Raw genomic sequence first — 15,057 nt, forward strand, 5'->3', positions numbered from 1 at the left:
CAACCTAGTACAGCTGCCTTTTGGGGTGGTGGGAACGGATTGTTCTGGTGCGGCTGAGGGAGGATGTAGAGCACCCTGTTGGGTCCTGAAAGAACAACCGGTGGTTGTTTCTTTCGGAGCCGTTGGCGAGCGTGAGCTCGTCGGGCTGCCAGGCATGACCTGGCCTCGCATACCGATCACTGTGGTGGTGCTGGTGTGGGGTGGATCTGGTTGTGGGTTGGTCGTTTGTTGAGAATTGCACAGTGGACGCGAGCATCTTTGTGGTCAAGTTGTCAAGGGCGAACGGTGAATGCCTTGGCACCAGGAGCCGATGAAGGACGTGGGAGGCCGCGATAGGCCTGGGGGAGCTGTCAACCAAGCTGTGATCCCAGGGTGTCCGAATGGGGAAACCTGGCTGGAGTCATGTCCAGTCACCCACACCTGAACACATAGGGTGTGTGGAGGGAACGCGGGGAAGTGAAACATCTCAGTACCCGTAGGAAGAGAAAACAATTTAGTGATTCCGTGAGTAGTGGCGAGCGAAAGCGGATCGAGGCTAAACCGGCTGCGTGTGATACCTGTCAGGGGTTGCGTGGTCGGGGTTGTGGGACCCTGCTGAACGAGCTGACACTTGTTCGAGAAGTTACAAAGTTAGTGGCTAGTCGAACAGTCTGGAATGGCTGACCGTAGACGGTGAAAGTCCGGTAGGTGAAAGTTGCTGACCTTCTGTGGGTATTCCCGAGTAGCGGCGGACCCCTGTAATCTGCCGTGAATCTGCCAGGACCACCTGGTAAGCCTAAATACTTCCTGGTGACCGATAGCGGACAAGTACCGTGAGGGAATGGTGAAAAGTACCCCGGGAGGGGAGTGAAATAGTACCTGAAACCGTTCGCCTACAATCCGTCGGAGCCTTGCGGGGTGACGGCGTGCCTTTTGAAGAATGAGCCTGCGAGTTAGTGGCATGTGGCGAGGTTAACCCGTGTGGGGGAGCCGTAGCGAAAGCGAGTCTGAATAGGGCGATTCAGTCGCGTGTCCTAGACCCGAAGCGGAGTGATCTAGCCATGGGCAGGCTGAAGCGCGGGTAAGACCGCGTGGAGGGCCGAACCCACCAACGTTGAAAAGTTGGGGGATGACCTGTGGTTAGGGGTGAAAGGCCAATCAAACTCCGTGATAGCTGGTTCTCCCCGAAATGCATTTAGGTGCAGCGTCGCGTGTTTCTTGCCGGAGGTAGAGCACTGGATGGTCTAGGGGGCCCACAAGCTTACCGAAATCAGCCAAACTCCGAATGCCGGTAAGTGAGAGCGCGGCAGTGAGACTGCGGGGGATAAGCTTCGTAGTCGAGAGGGAAACAGCCCAGATCACCAGCTAAGGCCCCTAAGCGTGTGCTAAGTGGAAAAGGATGTGGGGTCGCATAGACAACCAGGAGGTTGGCTTAGAAGCAGCCACCCTTTAAAGAGTGCGTAATAGCTCACTGGTCAAGTGGTTCCGCGCCGACAATGTAGCGGGGCTCAAGCACACCGCCGAAGCTGTGGCATTCACATTTTATCCTCGCTTGGACTTGATTCCTTGTGCAGGTGTGTGGATGGGTAGGGGAGCGTCGTGCCGCGAGTGAAGCAGCGGGGTGACCCAGTTGTGGACGCGGCACGAGTGAGAATGCAGGCATGAGTAGCGAAAGAAGGGTGAGAAACCCTTCCGCCGGATGACCAAGGGTTCCAGGGCCAGGCTAATCCGCCCTGGGTGAGTCGGGACCTAAGGCGAGGCCGAGAGGCGTAGTCGATGGACAACGGGTTGATATTCCCGTACCCGCGAAAGAGCGTCCCTGATGAATCTCGTTGTGCTAACCATCCGAACCGGCGGCGACCTTCGGGTCAATGTTTGGGGAGCGTGGGAACCTGGCGGGTAGTAGTCAAGCGATGGGGTGACGCAGGAAGGTAGCTGAGCCCGGCCGGTGGTTGTGCCGGGGTAAGCGTGTAGGCCGTACCATAGGCAAATCCGTGGTGCATGAAGGCTGAGACGTGATGCCGAGCCGATTCAGGTGAAGTCAGTGATCCTATGCTGCCGAGAAAAGCCTCTAGCGAGTTCTTAGCGGCCCGTACCCCAAACCGACACAGGTGGTCAGGTAGAGAATACCGAGGCGATCGGGCGAACTGTGGTTAAGGAACTCGGCAAATTGCCCCCGTAACTTAGGGAGAAGGGGGGCCGGAGACGTGAAGCCCCATGCGGGTGGAGCGTTGTATGGCCGCAGAGAGCAGGGGGAAGCGACTGTTTACTAAAAACACAGGTCCATGCGAAGAAGTAATTCGATGTATATGGACTGACGCCTGCCCGGTGCTGGAACGTTAAGGGGACCTGTTAGCTCTTCGGGGCGAAGCGGAGAACTTAAGCGCCAGTAAACGGCGGTGGTAACTATAACCATCCTAAGGTAGCGAAATTCCTTGTCGGGTAAGTTCCGACCTGCACGAATGGCGTAACGACTTCCCCACTGTCTCAACCACAGGCCCGGCGAAATTGCATTACGAGTAAAGATGCTCGTTACGCGCGGCAGGACGGAAAGACCCCGGGACCTTTACTATAGCTTGACATTGGTATTCGAATTAGCTTGTGTAGGATAGGTGGGAGCCGGTGAAGTCCATACGCCAGTATGGGTGGAGGCAATCTTGAAATACCACTCTGGTTGATTTGGGTATCTAACTTCGGACCGTTATCCGGTTCAGGGACAGTGTCTGGTGGGTAGTTTAACTGGGGCGGTTGCCTCCTAAAGGGTAACGGAGGCGCCCAAAGGTTCCCTCAGCCTGGTTGGCAATCAGGTGTTGAGTGCAAGTACACAAGGGAGCTTGACTGTGAGACTGACAGGTCGAGCAGGGACGAAAGTCGGGACTAGTGATCCGGCACTTGCGAGTGGAAGCGGTGTCGCTCAACGGATAAAAGGTACCCCGGGGATAACAGGCTGATCTTCCCCAAGAGTCCATATCGACGGGATGGTTTGGCACCTCGATGTCGGCTCGTCGCATCCTGGGGCTGTAGCAGGTCCCAAGGGTTGGGCTGTTCGCCCATTAAAGCGGTACGCGAGCTGGGTTTAGAACGTCGTGAGACAGTTCGGTCCCTATCCGCCGTGCGCGTAGGATACTTGAGAAGGGCTGTCCCTAGTACGAGAGGACCGGGACGGACGAACCTCTGGTGTGCCAGTTGTCCCGCCAGGGGCACGGCTGGTTAGCTACGTTCGGAAGGGATAACCGCTGAAAGCATCTAAGCGGGAAGCTTGCTTCAAGATGAGGTATCCCACCCCACTTTGTGGGGGTAAGGCCCCCAGCTAGACGACTGGGTTGATAGGCCGGAAATGTAAGCCCGGTAACGGGTTCAGTTGACCGGTACTAATAGGCCGAGGACTTGACTACTAAGCTGCTACGCGTCCACTGTGCAACTCTTGGCAAACGAACAACAAACCCACGCGTGTGTGGTGTTGTTTGATATGTCGATAGAGTTACGGCGGTCATGGCGGAGGGGAAACGCCCGGTAACATTCCGAACCCGGAAGCTAAGCCCTCCAGCGCCGATGGTACTGCACTCGGGAGGGTGTGGGAGAGTAGGACACCGCCGGACAACTTTTTCAGTTCAGGGCCACCCTTCGGGGTGGCCCTGAACTGCTTTTCCGACCCGTGTCGAATAGGACTTCAGGTCCGTGTCGCACTCCTTCCAGCCGGCGGCCTTCCAACCGGCGGCCTTCCGGCCGAGGCCGAGGCTGAACCTGAGCACCGGCCGGTGGTGCCACATCACTTCGAGGGGCTCGGCCACCGCGCCGAACATCCTCCTGCTGATCTTCTTCAGCACGGCGCCGTAGACACCGGTGATCTCAGCCCTGGGGACCCGGGTGTTGCTGCTCATGTCTCCTCCTCGAGTGCTGCTCTCCGCATGGAGACACCGGCCGGCGCCGGTCTGTGAAAGCACCATCGCGCGGCCTGGGCCGTTTCACGAGACGCGCTCGTATGCGTACGCGCCTCGCGCGCATGGCCCTGGCCGTCGGGCGGCCGTTGGATGGAGGCATGACAGACACGAACCTCACCGTCCTCGTACTCGGCGGCACCGGCCGGACCGGCAGCCGCGTCGCCGCCCGGCTCGTCGCCCGCGGCCTATCCGTCCGGCTCGGCTCCCGGTCCGCCGAGATCCCCTTCGACTGGGCGGACCGGTCCACCTGGCCGGCCGTCGTCGCCGGGGTCGACGCGGTCTACCTGTCGTACCAGCCGGACCTGGCGGTGCCGGGTGCCGTCGAGGTCGTGGAGTCGTTCACCCGGCTGGCCGTGGCGAGCGGGGTGCGTCGGGTCGTGCTGCTCTCGGGGCGGGGCGAGCCGGAGGCGGAACGGGCCGAGAAGGCGGTCCGCCACGCGGTGGAGGCGGCCGGCGGCCGGTGGACCGTGGTGCGTGCGAGCTGGTTCCAGCAGAACTTCAGCGAGGGGCCGTTCGTCGACGGGCTGCGGGAGGGGACGCTGTTCCTGCCCGTCGACGCCGTACGGGAACCGTTCGTCGACGCCGACGACATCGCCGACGTGGCCGTGGCGGCGTTGCTGGACGACGGGCACGCCGGCGAGGTGTACGAGGTGACCGGCCCTCGGCTGCTGACCTTCGCCGAGGCCGTGGCCGAGATCGCCGCCGCGACCGGCCGCCCCGTCTCGTTCGTCCCGGTCACCATCGAGGAGTACGTCGGCGCGTTGCGCGACGCGGGCGTCCCCGCCGACATGGTGTCACTGCTGACGTATCTGTTCACCGAGGTGCTCGACGGACGTAACGAGAGCCTGACCGACGGCGTACGACGGGCGCTCGGCCGCGCACCCCAGGACCTCGCCGACCACGCCCGGGCGGCGGCTGCGGCGGGCGCCTGGGCCGCCTGACCACGGCCGGCCGCGGTCAGTGCCGGGAGCGGCGGGAACCGACGAGCCGTAGGGCGTTGCAGACGTCGACCACGCCCCGGACGTCCCAGGCGATCTCGCCGGCCACCTGCCTGGTGTCCGGACCGGCCACGATGCCCGCGAGGATGACGACGCGGTTCTGCACGGTCACCACGATCTGTTGGCGGCGGGTGCTCCAGTCGCTGCTCAACCGCTGGGCAACCAGCGCCGTCAGCCGGGTGTCCTCGTCGTCCGGCGCAAGTCCCGGCGGTTCGGGGCGGAAGCCGCCTTCGTCCGGGTAGGGCCAGGGGATGAGCATGTGTGCTCCTTTCGGTGGTCTGCCGGCCCGGCCGCCGGGTCAGCGGGACAACGCCTCGGTCACCGCCGCCGGGGGAAGGCCGCGCGGATCCGGCCCGGCGGCGACGGCCGCCAGTCCGCTGGCGTCCCCCGTTCCGCCCGAGGACAGCCGCCGGACGGCCTCCTCCGGGCTGGCGAAGATCGGGAACAGGCCGTCGAGCCGCATGGTGTGCAGGACCGTGCGGATGAAGCGGGACGGAGCGGCCAGGCAGAGCACGGCGCCACGGTCCCGGGCGTCGCGGTGGGCCCGGACGAGCAGCCCGAGCCCGTCGGCGTCGATGAGGTGGACCCGGGTCAGGTCGACCACCACGTGTCCGCGGACATCCACGGCCTGCCGCAGGGCGGCCCGCAACTCGTCGGCGGTGTCGACGTCGGTGTCGCCGGTGGTCGTGACCACCGCGACGTCGACGCGGCCATCGGCGCCCGCCCTGCCCGGCACTCCGCCGGCCGGCTGCCCGCCCCGCCCGGCGCTGCCGCCTCCGACGCCAGGCACCGGCAGGCTGCACCGGGGACAGCGGTGCGGGCCCGTGGCGAACGGCGAGCCGCTCCAGCCGTGGTCGGCGACCAGGGTCCAGACGACCTCGGCGTCGGGCAGGACGCAGGCGGTTCCCGTGGTTGTCTCCCCGCAGCTGTCGCAGATCAACGTCATGAGGTGCTCGTCCGGTACGACGGTCATGGTGTCTTCCTCCATGGGAGGTCGGGCCGTGCCACGCGCCGGCTCGCGACCGGCGGCTTCGGGGCGGGGTCGAGGTCCGGCTGGGCCCCGCGCGTCGGGGCGGGGCCGGCCGTGGCCAGCACCAGTGCGACGCCGAGGACGGCCGAGCCGGCCGGTACGCCGATGCTCCACGGGCCGGACCCGTCGAGGTCGAGGCCGACGATGCGGGCCAGGATGACGCCGAGCAGGGCGGTGACGATTCCCGCCACCAGGATCAGCCAGATCGGCACCTCCCGCCGGCGCGGGGCCAGCCGCCAGCCGAGCGCGGCGACGAGGAGACCGACGGCGAGTGCGGTGACGAGACCGGCGACGGTCATCTGCGCCCTCCTCCGGAACTGGTCGGCTGTTGCGTCCTCGGGGCCGGTAGGCCGACGGCAGCCGGCCCACGGGCGTCATCCACCACCTTTGGTGCCGCCCGTGGCGCAAGCCACGCGGTTGTATGACAGTTGCGTGACAAAACCGCCGAACGTCGGACACGGTTGGGCGGTCGCCGTCGCCTTGGGGATGATGCCGGTATGACGGACGTGCTGGTGATCGAGGACGACGACCGGATCCGTCTGGCGTTGCTGCTCGCACTGGAGGACGAGGGCTACCACGTCCGGGGCGCGGCCACCGCCGAGGAGGGGCTGCTGATGCAGCGCCGGGAACCGGCCGACAACGTGCTGGTCGACCTCATGCTGCCGGGCCTGGACGGCTTCGAGTGCATCCGGCGGCTGCGCCGCGACGACGACGTGCCGATCGTGGTGGTCAGCGCCCGAGACGACACCCACGACATCGTCGCGGCGCTGGAGGCCGGGGCCGACGACTACGTGGTCAAGCCGGTGGCGATCAAGGAACTGTCGGCGCGGCTGCGCGCCCTGCGGCGCCGGGCCCGGGCGGCGCCCGACCCTGTGCCGGTGCTCACGTTCGGGCAGTTGGAGATCAGTCCGGACGCCGGGGAGGTACGCCTGGCCGGCCGGTCGGTGCCGGTCACCCGCACCGAGTTCCGGCTGCTGTGCGAGCTGGCCGAGCATGCCGGCCGGGTGCTGTCGCGCCACCAGCTGCTGCAACGGGTCTGGGGCTACGACACCGGCGACGAGCGGCTCGTCGACGTGCACGTGGGTCGGCTGCGGCAGAAGATCGAGGATGATCCGGGCAACCCCCGGCACCTGGTGACCCTGCGCGGCCTCGGCTACAAGCTGACCCGGTGAGGCGGCTCGGACTGCGGGCCCGGGTGTCCGCCGGGTTCGCCGTCGGCGCGCTGCTGCTGTCCGCGTCCATGGCGTTGGTCTCGTACGAGCTGACCAGGCGGTCCCTGCTCGACGAGCGGGAGCGCACCGCCGTGCGGGCGGCGTACTTCGACGCGGCGGTGGTGCGTACCGGCCTGGACACGGAGGAACCCGACGTGGTGGAGGTGCTGCGGTCCCTCGACACCGGCGGCAACCGCCGACCGCTGCTGCACCGCGGGGACGACTGGTACGCCCGCACGGCCGACGCCGGCCTGACCGCCGCCATCCCGGCCGACCTGCAACAGCTCGTGCAGACCGGGAAACCGGCCGTGCAGCGGGTCCGGGTCAACGGCCAGCCCACCCTGCTCGTCGGCCTGCCGCTGGCCCCGTCCACCAGCTACTACGAGCTGACCTCACTGCGCGAGCTGGACCAGACCCTGCGGGTCCTGGCGCTCGCGCTCACCGCCGTGGCCATCGTGGTCGCCGGATCCGGCGCCGCTCTGGGCTGGTATGCCACCCGGCACAGCCTGCGTCCGCTGACGGCGGTGGCCGACGCCGCGCAGGAGATCGCAGCGGGCAACTTCTCCGCCCGGCTCGCGGCGACCACCGATCCTGACCTGACCCGGCTCTCCACGTCCTTCAACCACATGGTCGACCAGCTCTCCCAACGCATCGCACGGGATCGCCGCTTCGCCGCCGACGTCAGCCACGAGCTGCGCTCACCGTTGCAGACCCTGTCGGCGGCGGCCAGCGTCCTGGCCCGTCGCCGGGAACACCTCGACGAGCGCACCGCCACCGCCGCCGGACTGGTGGCCGACGAGATCACCCGGTTCCAGCAGCTGGTCAACGACCTCATCCAGCTCGCCCGAAGCGACCAGCCGGTCGACCGGGCGCCGGTCGACGTGGCGGCCCTGGCCCGCCGCGCCTGTCACGCGCGCGGGCTGGCGGACACGCTCGTGCGCACCGATCGGGGTGCCGCCCCCACCTGGCTGGTCGACGAACGCCGGGTCGAGCAGATCCTGGCCAACCTGGTCGACAACGCGCTGCGCCACGGCGGCGGACCGGTGGCTGTGCGGCTGTCGCGACGGGGCGGGACGGGAGTCATCGAGGTCGAAGACGGGGGGCCGGGCGTGCCTCCCGGCGACCGGGACATCATCTTCGACCGCTTCGTCCGTGGCCGGGCCGCGCACTCGCGCGCTGGCGGTGACGGCACCGGCCTCGGGCTGGCCATCGTCGCGGAGCACGCCGCCGCGCACCGGGGGCGCGCCAGCGCGGGCGCCCGCCCCGGCGGGGGTGCCCGCTTCCGCGTCGAGCTGCCCGGGGCGCTGCCGTGACCCGCCACGCGCCCGCCGAACCGCGACTCGGCGGGACCGGCCGCGTGTCCGCCGACCCACAGCTCGGCGGGATCCGCCGTGCGCCCGCGAGCATCCCGCCGGGGTCACGCTGGTCGGCGCGGCGGCCGGGCTGGTGGCGCGGCGTGGGCGGCGCGCTCGTCGTCCTCGGGCTGCTCGGCGGCTGCGGCGTCCCGACCGAGGACGCACCGCGTGCCGTGGCACCCCCACCCGGGCCGTTCCCCTCGCCGGGAGCGGTCGTCGGAACGCCGACCCCCACCCTGACGGCGGGGCGGGCGACGGAGGTGCTCTGCTTCGTACGGGACGACCGGCTGGTCCGCGTCGAGCGCCACGTCGACGGCACACCCACCGTCGACGCCCAGCTCCAGCACCTGCTGGCCGGGCCGACCACCGCCGAGCGCGACACCGGTTTCACGACGGCCCTGCCCGGGGCCGTGCCGGTGGCCGCCGCCCGGCCGCGAGGCACCGAGGTCGACGTGGACCTGGGTGGGGCCGGCGACGAGACGGGCCGCAGCGACGAGGTCCTCGCCTTCGGGCAGATCGTCTGCACCCTGACCGCCCGCTCCGACGTCGACACCGTGGTCTTCTTCCGGGGCGGGGCCCCGCTGGGGGTGCCGCGTGCCGACGGGTCGCTGTCCCGGCGACCTCTCGCCGCCGACGACTACGCCGGCCTCGTGGTGCCCCGTTGACGGGGCCGGCGGTGCGCGGTCCGGCCAGGGTCAGCCGCTGAAGGCGGTGAGGAACCGCGCGGAAGGCGTCCATCGGCCAGACCGGCGCGCGCGGGCCAGGCCGTAGGCCGTCGTCCCAGCCCCACCCCGAGATCCGGTCGAGCACCGCCGGATCCCGGGCGACGACGGTGACCGGCACGTCGCGACCCGCCCCCGCGCCGGTGACGACCGGGGCGGGCTGGTGGTCGCCGAGGAAGACCAGCACGAGGTCGTCGTCGCCGTGGGTCTCCAGGTAGGACACGAGGGTGCCGAGCGAGTACTCGACGCAGCGGCGGTAGCCGGCGCGGGGCTGCGACGACGGGTTGCCGGTGGTCGCGTGGTGGAAGATGCTCCCATCGCCGACCTGCGACCAGTCGACCAGGCGGGGGATTCTCGTCCAGGGGGAGTGGCTCGACACGAGCGCGATCTCGGCCATTGCCGGAGCGCGGTCCGCCCGGGAGCGTTCCAGCCGCTCGAAGGCCGCCAGCGTGTACTGGTCGGGCATCGGGGCGTAGCCGAACCTCGGCCCCCGGTAGCCGAGGCCGCGGCCGTCGTAGAAGCGTTCGTAGCCGAAGAAGGCCCCCTCCGGCCAGGGGCGGGTGACGGCCGGCATCACGCCGACCGTGCGCCAGCCGGCCCGCCGGAAGGCGCCGCCCAACGTCAACCGGTCGCTGGACAGCAGGCTGCGATGCCGTTGGTCGTTGTCGACCCACATCCCGGACAGCAGCGTGGCGTGGGCCAGCCAACTGCCGCCGCCGGTGGTCGGCGAGGTGAGAAACCCGCTGCGGGAGGCGAAGCCGGCCGCCCGCAGCCGGCGGTCCCCGTCGGCCAGCACGGCCCCCACGCCCTGGGCGTACTCCGGGTCCTCCACCGCGTCGCGCCCGTAGCTCTCCACGAAGGCGACCACCACGTCCTTGCCGCGCAGCCCGGTCAGCAGGCGGTCGCCGGGAGTGTCCCGGAACGGGTCGACACCGATCTGGGCCGCGAAGACCTCCCGGTCGCGCAGCCGGGCGCGCACCTGCGACGCGTGGGCGCCGACCAGGTCGGTCGCGGCGGCGTCGGCCACCGGCACGCCGGGGGACACCCGCACGCCGAACGTGGCGCAGGCCAGCCAGACGACCACCAGCGCCGCGACCGTACGCCGGGTGGCGACGCGGTGCCGGACCAGCGGACGGGTCAGCCGTAGCACCGACCGCGTCGTCGCGAGGACGAGGGCGGCGAGCAGCAGCACGGCCGCGACGACCGCGCCGGTGGCACCCGCCCGGCCGACCGAGTCGGTGAGGAACCCGACCGCGTCGTCGAGCAGGGCCCAGTCGAGCACCGGGTCGAAGGGACGGCCGAGCGTGGCGAGGAAGCCCAGGTCGGCCACCTTCAACAGGGTCAGCAACCCGAGCAGCGCGCCGGCGAGCGCCGCCACCGGCCGCCGCGCGGGCGCCGGCAGGGCGAGCAACAGGGCGACGACGAGCAGCCCTTCGAGGGGGACCCGCACGAACGCGCCGGGCGTGAGCCGGGCGGGCTGGTGCGGCGCGGTCAGGGCGGCCAGCACGAGCAGGGCGGCCAGCGCGGTCGTCGCCCGCGCCGCGTGCGGCCCCGGCGGGTTGTCGCCGAGCACCACCAGCTGCCCGGACGGCCGCCCGCTGGCTCCTTCGCGGGTACGGCCGCGGGGCGGTGACGGGCGGTCGGTCACCGGTGGCGACGAGGTCGGGGCGGACCGGCGCGAGCCGCGCGGCCGGTGACGCGGGACATCCCGGGCCGGCCGGTGCCGCCACAGCCAGCCGACGTCGCGGCCGAACGACTCGACGAGCAGGGCCAGCGCGACCGCCAGCACCAGCGCGTCGCCCGGACCGGGCAGCACCCCGGCCGCCGCGACCAGCAGCAGCACGCCCTGCGCCGCCGCGACGACCTTGCGCCAGTACCTCGGCGGCAGCGGGCGGCGCAGCCAGGGCAGCAGCCACCCGGCGGCGACGAACGCGTACCGCATGGCACCGAGGGCGAGCACCCAGGCGCCCACGGCGGGCGCGACGGCCAGCCCGAGGACGAGGATGAGGAACGCGTCGACCTCCATGTCGAAGCGTGCCCCCAGCGCGCTGGCGGTGCCGGTGCGCCGGGCAACGTACCCGTCGGCGGCGTCGAGGGCCAGCGCCACGGCGGCGAGGGCGACCAGCACCCCGACCGGCCCGGGCCGGTCGCCGGCGGCCGGGGCGAGCGCGTCCACCGTCAGGGCCGTCACGCCGCCGACGAGCACGGCCCTGGCCAGCGTCACCCGGTCGGCCGGCCCGAGCACGTCCCCGCCCGAGCGGCGCAGCCCCCGGTCGAGGGCCAGGCACAGCACCGTCCCGTACGCGGACCCGGCGAGCCAGCCCGCCGGGCCGAGGCCGACCGTCGCGGCCAGCCCCGCCAGCAGGACGATCTGGACGATCAGCCCGATCACCGGGCCTGTTCGAACCGTGGGCACCGTGCCTCCGTGTCTATTATCGACGATTACCGACAGCAACTACGGGTATACCGCTGTTCGGTTCGCCCCGGATTCGGGTGAGGAGGAGCCGATGACCGGTGAGGCGCGCGCCTTCTGGCTGCGTACGCCCGGCGAGGGCGAGATCCGGTCGGTGCCGCTGGCCGCTCCCGGCCCGGGCGAGGTGCTCGTCCGCAGCCGGTACTCCGGCGTCAGCCGGGGGACCGAGACGCTGGTCTTCGCCGGCCGTGTCCCCGCCGACCAGCACGCGGCGATGCGGGCCCCGTTCCAGGAGGGCGACTTCCCGGCACCGGTGAAGTACGGCTATCTCAACGTGGGAGTGGTCGAGCGGGGCCCGGACGAACTGCGCGGGCGGACCGTGTTCTGCCTGCACCCGCACCAGAGCGCGTACGTCGTCCCGGCCGGGGCGGTGGTGCCCGTGCCGGACGCGGTGCCGCCCGCCCGCGCGGTGCTCGCCGGGACCGTGGAGACGGCGGTGAACGCGCTCTGGGACGCCGCGCCCCTGGTCGGCGACCGGGTGAGCGTGGTCGGCGGCGGCATGGTCGGCTGCTGCGTCGCGGCGCTGCTCGCCCGTTTCCCGGGCGTGCGGGTGGAACTGGTCGACACCGATCCGGCCCGGGCGGCGGTCGCCGCCGCGCTCGGCGTCGGCTTCGCCCCGCCCGAGGAGGCCGCCGGCGGGCGGGACCTCGTGGTGCATGCCAGCGCCACCGCCGACGGCCTGCAACGCTCGCTGGAACTGCTCCGGCCGGAGGGCACGGTCGTCGAGCTGAGCTGGTACGGCGACCGCACCGTCGCGCTGGCGCTGGGCGGGGCGTTCCACTCCGGCCGGCTGACCGTGCGCGGCAGCCAGGTGGGCGCCGTCGCGCCGGCCCGCCGGGGCAGCCGGGACTTCGCCGACCGGTTGGGGCTCGCCCTGGAACTGCTGACCGATCCCGCCTTCGACGCGCTGCTCACCGGCGAGTCCCGGTTCGCGGAGCTGCCCGACGTACTGGCCCAGCTGACCGCCGGCAGCCTCCCCGCACTGTGCCACCTCATCACCTACGAGGGAGAGTGACCCGTGTTCAGCGTGACCGTCCGGGACCACATGATGATCGCCCACAGTTTCCGGGGGGAGGTGTTCGGCCCGGCGCAGCGTCTGCACGGGGCGACCTTCGTCGTGGACGCCACCTTCCGCCGCCCCGACCTCGACACCGACGGCGTGGTGGTCGACATCGGACTGGCCGCCGCGCAGCTGAAGGCGGTGCTCGGCGAGCTGACCTACCGCAACCTCGACGACGACCCGGCCTTCGCCGGCGTGAACACCACCACCGAGATGTTGGCCCGGACCGTCGCCGACCGCCTCGCCGAGCGGGTACGCGTCGGCGACCTCGGCGTGGGCGCCCGCGCCCTGGCCGGCATCACCGTCACGCTGCACGAGTCGCACGTCGCCTGGGCCAGCTACGAACGATCCCTCTGAGGCCGTGATGGTCGGGAACCCGGTGAGGCCGACGACCGCCCGCGGTGGCCCGGCGACGGTGCACGTGGTGCTGCCGAACGACATCGACGACCCGGCCACGCCGAGCGGCGGCAACAGCTACGACCGCCGGCTCTGCCGGGGCCTGGCGGCGGCCGGCTGGACGGTCCGCGAGCACGCCGTGCCCGGCGACTGGCCCTGCCCCGACCGGGCGGCGCGAACCGGGCTCGCCGAGGCACTCGCGGCACTGCCCGACGGTGCGCCGGTCCTGCTCGACGGGCTGGTCGCGTCGTCCGTACCGGAGGTGCTGAATCCGCACGCCCGACGGCTGCGCCTCGTCGTCGTCGTGCACCTGCCGCTGGAGCACGACGCCGAGGGCGCCGCCCTGGCCGCCGCCGTCGCGGTGGTCACCACCAGCGAATGGACCCGGCGGCGGCTGCTCGACCGGTACGCACTGCCGGCCGGCCGGGTGCATGTCGCCCGGCCCGGCGTGGACCCGGTCCCGCCCACGCCAGGGACACCGGCCGGCGGGAACCTGCTCTGCGTCGCCGCCGTCGCCCCGCACAAGGGGCACGACGTGCTGGTGGAGGCCCTGGCGGCGGTCGCCGACCTGCCCTGGAGCTGCGTCTGCGTGGGACCGCTGACCCGGGACCCGGGATTCGTCGTGGGCCTGCGCCGGCAGGTGACCGGGCACGGCCTCGCCGACCGGGTGCGCCTGGTCGGCCCGCGCACCGGGGCGGCCCTGCACGCCGGGTACGCCGCCGCCGACCTGCTGGTGCTGGCGTCGCGTCGGGAGACGTACGGGATGGTGGTCACCGAGGCCCTCGCGCGGGGGATCCCGGTGCTCGCCACGGCGGCCGGCGGGTTGTCCGAGGCCCTGGGCCGCGCGCCGGACGGCGCGGCGCCGGGACTGCTGGTGCCGCCCGACGATCCGGCGGCCCTGGCCGGCGCGCTGCGGCGCTGGCTCGGCGAACCCGAGCTGCGGCAGGTGCTGCGGCGGGCGGCGCGTGGGCGGCGGCGCACGCTCGACGACTGGACGGTCACCGCGACCGTCACGGCCGGGGTGCTGAGCGGGGTGGTGACGGCATGACGGCGCACCTGCCGCCGCACTTCGCGGACTGGCTGACGCTGCGGGAACCCGCCGACGCGGCGGCCCGCGCCGCCGACCTGGTGGACCTGGTCCGCCGCCGGCTGACCGGCGGACCGCGCGTCGTGCACGACCTCGGCGCCGGCACCGGCGCGATGGCCCGCTGGCTGGCGCCGCGACTGCCCGGCCCGCAGCACTGGATCCTGCACGACCAGGACGCCGACCTGCTCGCCCGCGCGGCGGCCGGGATGCCCGTGGCCGGCGACGGCGGGCCGGTCACCGCCGAGACCCGACGCGGCGACCTCACCCGGCTGACCGCCGCCGACCTGGCCGAGGCGTCGCTGGTCACCGCGTCCGCGCTGCTGGACATGTTCACCACCGAGGAGGTGGAGCGGCTCGTCGCGGCCTGCGCCGGCGCGGGCTGCCCGACCCTGCTGACCCTCTCGGTGACCGGCCGGGTGCGGCTCGCGCCGGCGGACCCGTGGGACGCGCGGATCGCCGCGGCGTTCAACGAGCACCAGCGTCGCAAGGTCGCCGGACGTGCCCTGCTCGGGCCGGACGCCGTCGACGCCTGCGCGGCGGCGTTCGCCCGGCGCGGCGTCGACGTGGTCCTGCGGCCCAGCCCGTGGCGGCTCGGCCCGCAGCGGGCCGGGCTGGCCGCCGAGTGGTTCACCGGCTGGCTCGACGCGGCCTGCGAGCAGCGGCCCGAGCTGACCGGCCCGACCCGGGCGTACGCCCGCCGGCGCCGCCGTGAGATCGCCGCCGGCCGGCTCGTCGTGCTGGTCGACCACCTCGACCTGCTGGCCGGCGGCGGGTGAACCGGGCCGGCCCGGGTGCCCGCCCGTAC

At 71.1% G+C, this 15,057-nt stretch carries 12 protein-coding genes, 2 rRNA genes and 1 pseudogene; 10 read left to right on the forward strand and 5 right to left on the reverse strand.

Features of this window, described 5'->3' with window-relative positions:
* Positions 1–262 precede the first annotated feature (262 nt).
* Together GA0070608_RS22305 and rrf are read left to right on the forward strand one after the other, a co-directional pair.
* Positions 263–3,374: ribosomal RNA gene (locus GA0070608_RS22305) — 23S ribosomal RNA — on the forward strand.
* An 87-nt stretch (positions 3,375–3,461) separates the two neighbouring features.
* Positions 3,462–3,578, forward strand: a 5S ribosomal RNA gene (gene rrf, locus GA0070608_RS22310).
* Positions 3,579–3,590: 12 nt separating this feature from the next.
* Here the strand turns inward: rrf and GA0070608_RS22315 are convergent.
* Positions 3,591–3,860 (reverse strand): hypothetical protein, encoded by a 270-nt coding sequence (locus GA0070608_RS22315; protein WP_091630470.1) that lies wholly within the window; start codon positions 3,858–3,860, stop codon positions 3,591–3,593.
* 158 nt (positions 3,861–4,018) lie between these two features.
* Between GA0070608_RS22315 and GA0070608_RS22320 the strand changes: the two genes are divergently transcribed.
* Positions 4,019–4,861 (forward strand): NmrA family NAD(P)-binding protein, encoded by an 843-nt coding sequence (locus tag GA0070608_RS22320; protein WP_091630471.1) that lies wholly within the window; start codon positions 4,019–4,021, stop codon positions 4,859–4,861.
* A gap of 16 nt (positions 4,862–4,877) precedes the next feature.
* Here the strand turns inward: GA0070608_RS22320 and GA0070608_RS22325 are convergent, their stop codons facing one another.
* From GA0070608_RS22325 to GA0070608_RS22335, 3 genes are read right to left on the reverse strand one after another with little or no spacing between them, the layout of a single operon-like run.
* The gene (locus tag GA0070608_RS22325; RefSeq protein WP_091630472.1) at positions 4,878–5,177 is read right to left on the reverse strand and encodes a BON domain-containing protein; all 300 of its coding nucleotides are present in this window, start codon (positions 5,175–5,177) and stop codon (positions 4,878–4,880) included.
* A 39-nt stretch (positions 5,178–5,216) separates the two neighbouring features.
* Positions 5,217–5,891: an STAS domain-containing protein gene (locus tag GA0070608_RS22330; protein ID WP_091630473.1), complete on the reverse strand. Its 675-nt coding sequence runs from the start codon at positions 5,889–5,891 to the stop codon at positions 5,217–5,219.
* Complete coding sequence (locus GA0070608_RS22335; protein ID WP_091630474.1) at positions 5,888–6,247, reverse strand: GlsB/YeaQ/YmgE family stress response membrane protein; 360 nt, start codon at positions 6,245–6,247, stop codon at positions 5,888–5,890. The genes GA0070608_RS22330 and GA0070608_RS22335 overlap by 4 nt, the downstream gene beginning before the upstream one ends.
* Positions 6,248–6,445: 198 nt before the next feature.
* Between GA0070608_RS22335 and GA0070608_RS22340 the strand changes: the two genes are divergently transcribed.
* The 3 genes from GA0070608_RS22340 to GA0070608_RS22350 all read left to right on the forward strand — a co-directional run bounded on the left by GA0070608_RS22340 (position 6,446) and on the right by GA0070608_RS22350 (position 9,179).
* Positions 6,446–7,120, forward strand: a complete 675-nt coding sequence (locus GA0070608_RS22340) for a response regulator transcription factor (RefSeq protein ID WP_091630475.1) — start codon at positions 6,446–6,448, stop codon at positions 7,118–7,120.
* On the forward strand, positions 7,117–8,472 hold the full coding sequence (locus GA0070608_RS22345; protein WP_091630476.1) for a sensor histidine kinase: 1,356 nt from the start codon (positions 7,117–7,119) through the stop codon (positions 8,470–8,472). The genes GA0070608_RS22340 and GA0070608_RS22345 overlap by 4 nt, the downstream gene beginning before the upstream one ends.
* A 143-nt stretch (positions 8,473–8,615) precedes the next feature.
* Positions 8,616–9,179 carry a GerMN domain-containing protein gene (locus tag GA0070608_RS22350; RefSeq protein WP_091635823.1) on the forward strand — a complete coding sequence of 188 codons (564 nt, stop codon included), beginning with the start codon at positions 8,616–8,618 and terminating at the stop codon, positions 9,177–9,179.
* Positions 9,180–9,450: 271 nt separating this feature from the next.
* On the opposite strand, the pseudogene GA0070608_RS22355 reads toward GA0070608_RS22350, so the two are convergent.
* Positions 9,451–11,652, reverse strand: a pseudogene (locus tag GA0070608_RS22355) (CDP-alcohol phosphatidyltransferase family protein); the annotation flags it as partial.
* Between the two features lie 91 nt (positions 11,653–11,743).
* On the opposite strand from GA0070608_RS22355, the gene GA0070608_RS22360 reads away from it, so the two are divergent.
* The 4 genes from GA0070608_RS22360 to GA0070608_RS22375 are packed head-to-tail and all read left to right on the forward strand — an operon-like array spanning position 11,744 to position 15,028.
* Positions 11,744–12,724 (forward strand): zinc-dependent alcohol dehydrogenase, encoded by a 981-nt coding sequence (locus GA0070608_RS22360; protein ID WP_091630477.1) that lies wholly within the window; start codon positions 11,744–11,746, stop codon positions 12,722–12,724.
* A 3-nt stretch (positions 12,725–12,727) separates the two neighbouring features.
* Positions 12,728–13,126 (forward strand): 6-pyruvoyl trahydropterin synthase family protein, encoded by a 399-nt coding sequence (locus GA0070608_RS22365; protein ID WP_091630478.1) that lies wholly within the window; start codon positions 12,728–12,730, stop codon positions 13,124–13,126.
* A 7-nt stretch (positions 13,127–13,133) separates the two neighbouring features.
* Positions 13,134–14,213 (forward strand): glycosyltransferase family 4 protein, encoded by a 1,080-nt coding sequence (locus GA0070608_RS22370; RefSeq protein WP_091635826.1) that lies wholly within the window; start codon positions 13,134–13,136, stop codon positions 14,211–14,213.
* Positions 14,210–15,028, forward strand: coding sequence for a methyltransferase domain-containing protein (locus GA0070608_RS22375; RefSeq protein ID WP_091630479.1), 819 nt, complete (start codon positions 14,210–14,212; stop codon positions 15,026–15,028). The genes GA0070608_RS22370 and GA0070608_RS22375 overlap by 4 nt, the downstream gene beginning before the upstream one ends.
* Positions 15,029–15,057 lie beyond the last annotated feature (29 nt).

Source organism: Micromonospora peucetia, assembly GCF_900091625.1.
GTDB classification, from domain to species: domain Bacteria; phylum Actinomycetota; class Actinomycetes; order Mycobacteriales; family Micromonosporaceae; genus Micromonospora; species Micromonospora peucetia.

Bases quoted from the DNA above. Each gene is read 5' to 3' on its own strand.
- GA0070608_RS22315 (WP_091630470.1), bottom strand. From the start codon at position 3,860: ATGAGCAGCAACACCCGGGTCCCCAGGGCTGAGATCACCGGTGTCTAC.
- GA0070608_RS22320 (WP_091630471.1), top strand. From the start codon at position 4,019: ATGACAGACACGAACCTCACCGTCCTCGTACTCGGCGGCACCGGCCGG.
- GA0070608_RS22325 (WP_091630472.1), bottom strand. From the start codon at position 5,177: ATGCTCATCCCCTGGCCCTACCCGGACGAAGGCGGCTTCCGCCCCGAA.
- GA0070608_RS22330 (WP_091630473.1), bottom strand. From the start codon at position 5,891: ATGACCGTCGTACCGGACGAGCACCTCATGACGTTGATCTGCGACAGC.
- GA0070608_RS22335 (WP_091630474.1), bottom strand. From the start codon at position 6,247: ATGACCGTCGCCGGTCTCGTCACCGCACTCGCCGTCGGTCTCCTCGTC.
- GA0070608_RS22340 (WP_091630475.1), top strand. From the start codon at position 6,446: ATGACGGACGTGCTGGTGATCGAGGACGACGACCGGATCCGTCTGGCG.
- GA0070608_RS22360 (WP_091630477.1), top strand. From the start codon at position 11,744: ATGACCGGTGAGGCGCGCGCCTTCTGGCTGCGTACGCCCGGCGAGGGC.
- GA0070608_RS22370 (WP_091635826.1), top strand. From the start codon at position 13,134: ATGGTCGGGAACCCGGTGAGGCCGACGACCGCCCGCGGTGGCCCGGCG.
- GA0070608_RS22375 (WP_091630479.1), top strand. From the start codon at position 14,210: ATGACGGCGCACCTGCCGCCGCACTTCGCGGACTGGCTGACGCTGCGG.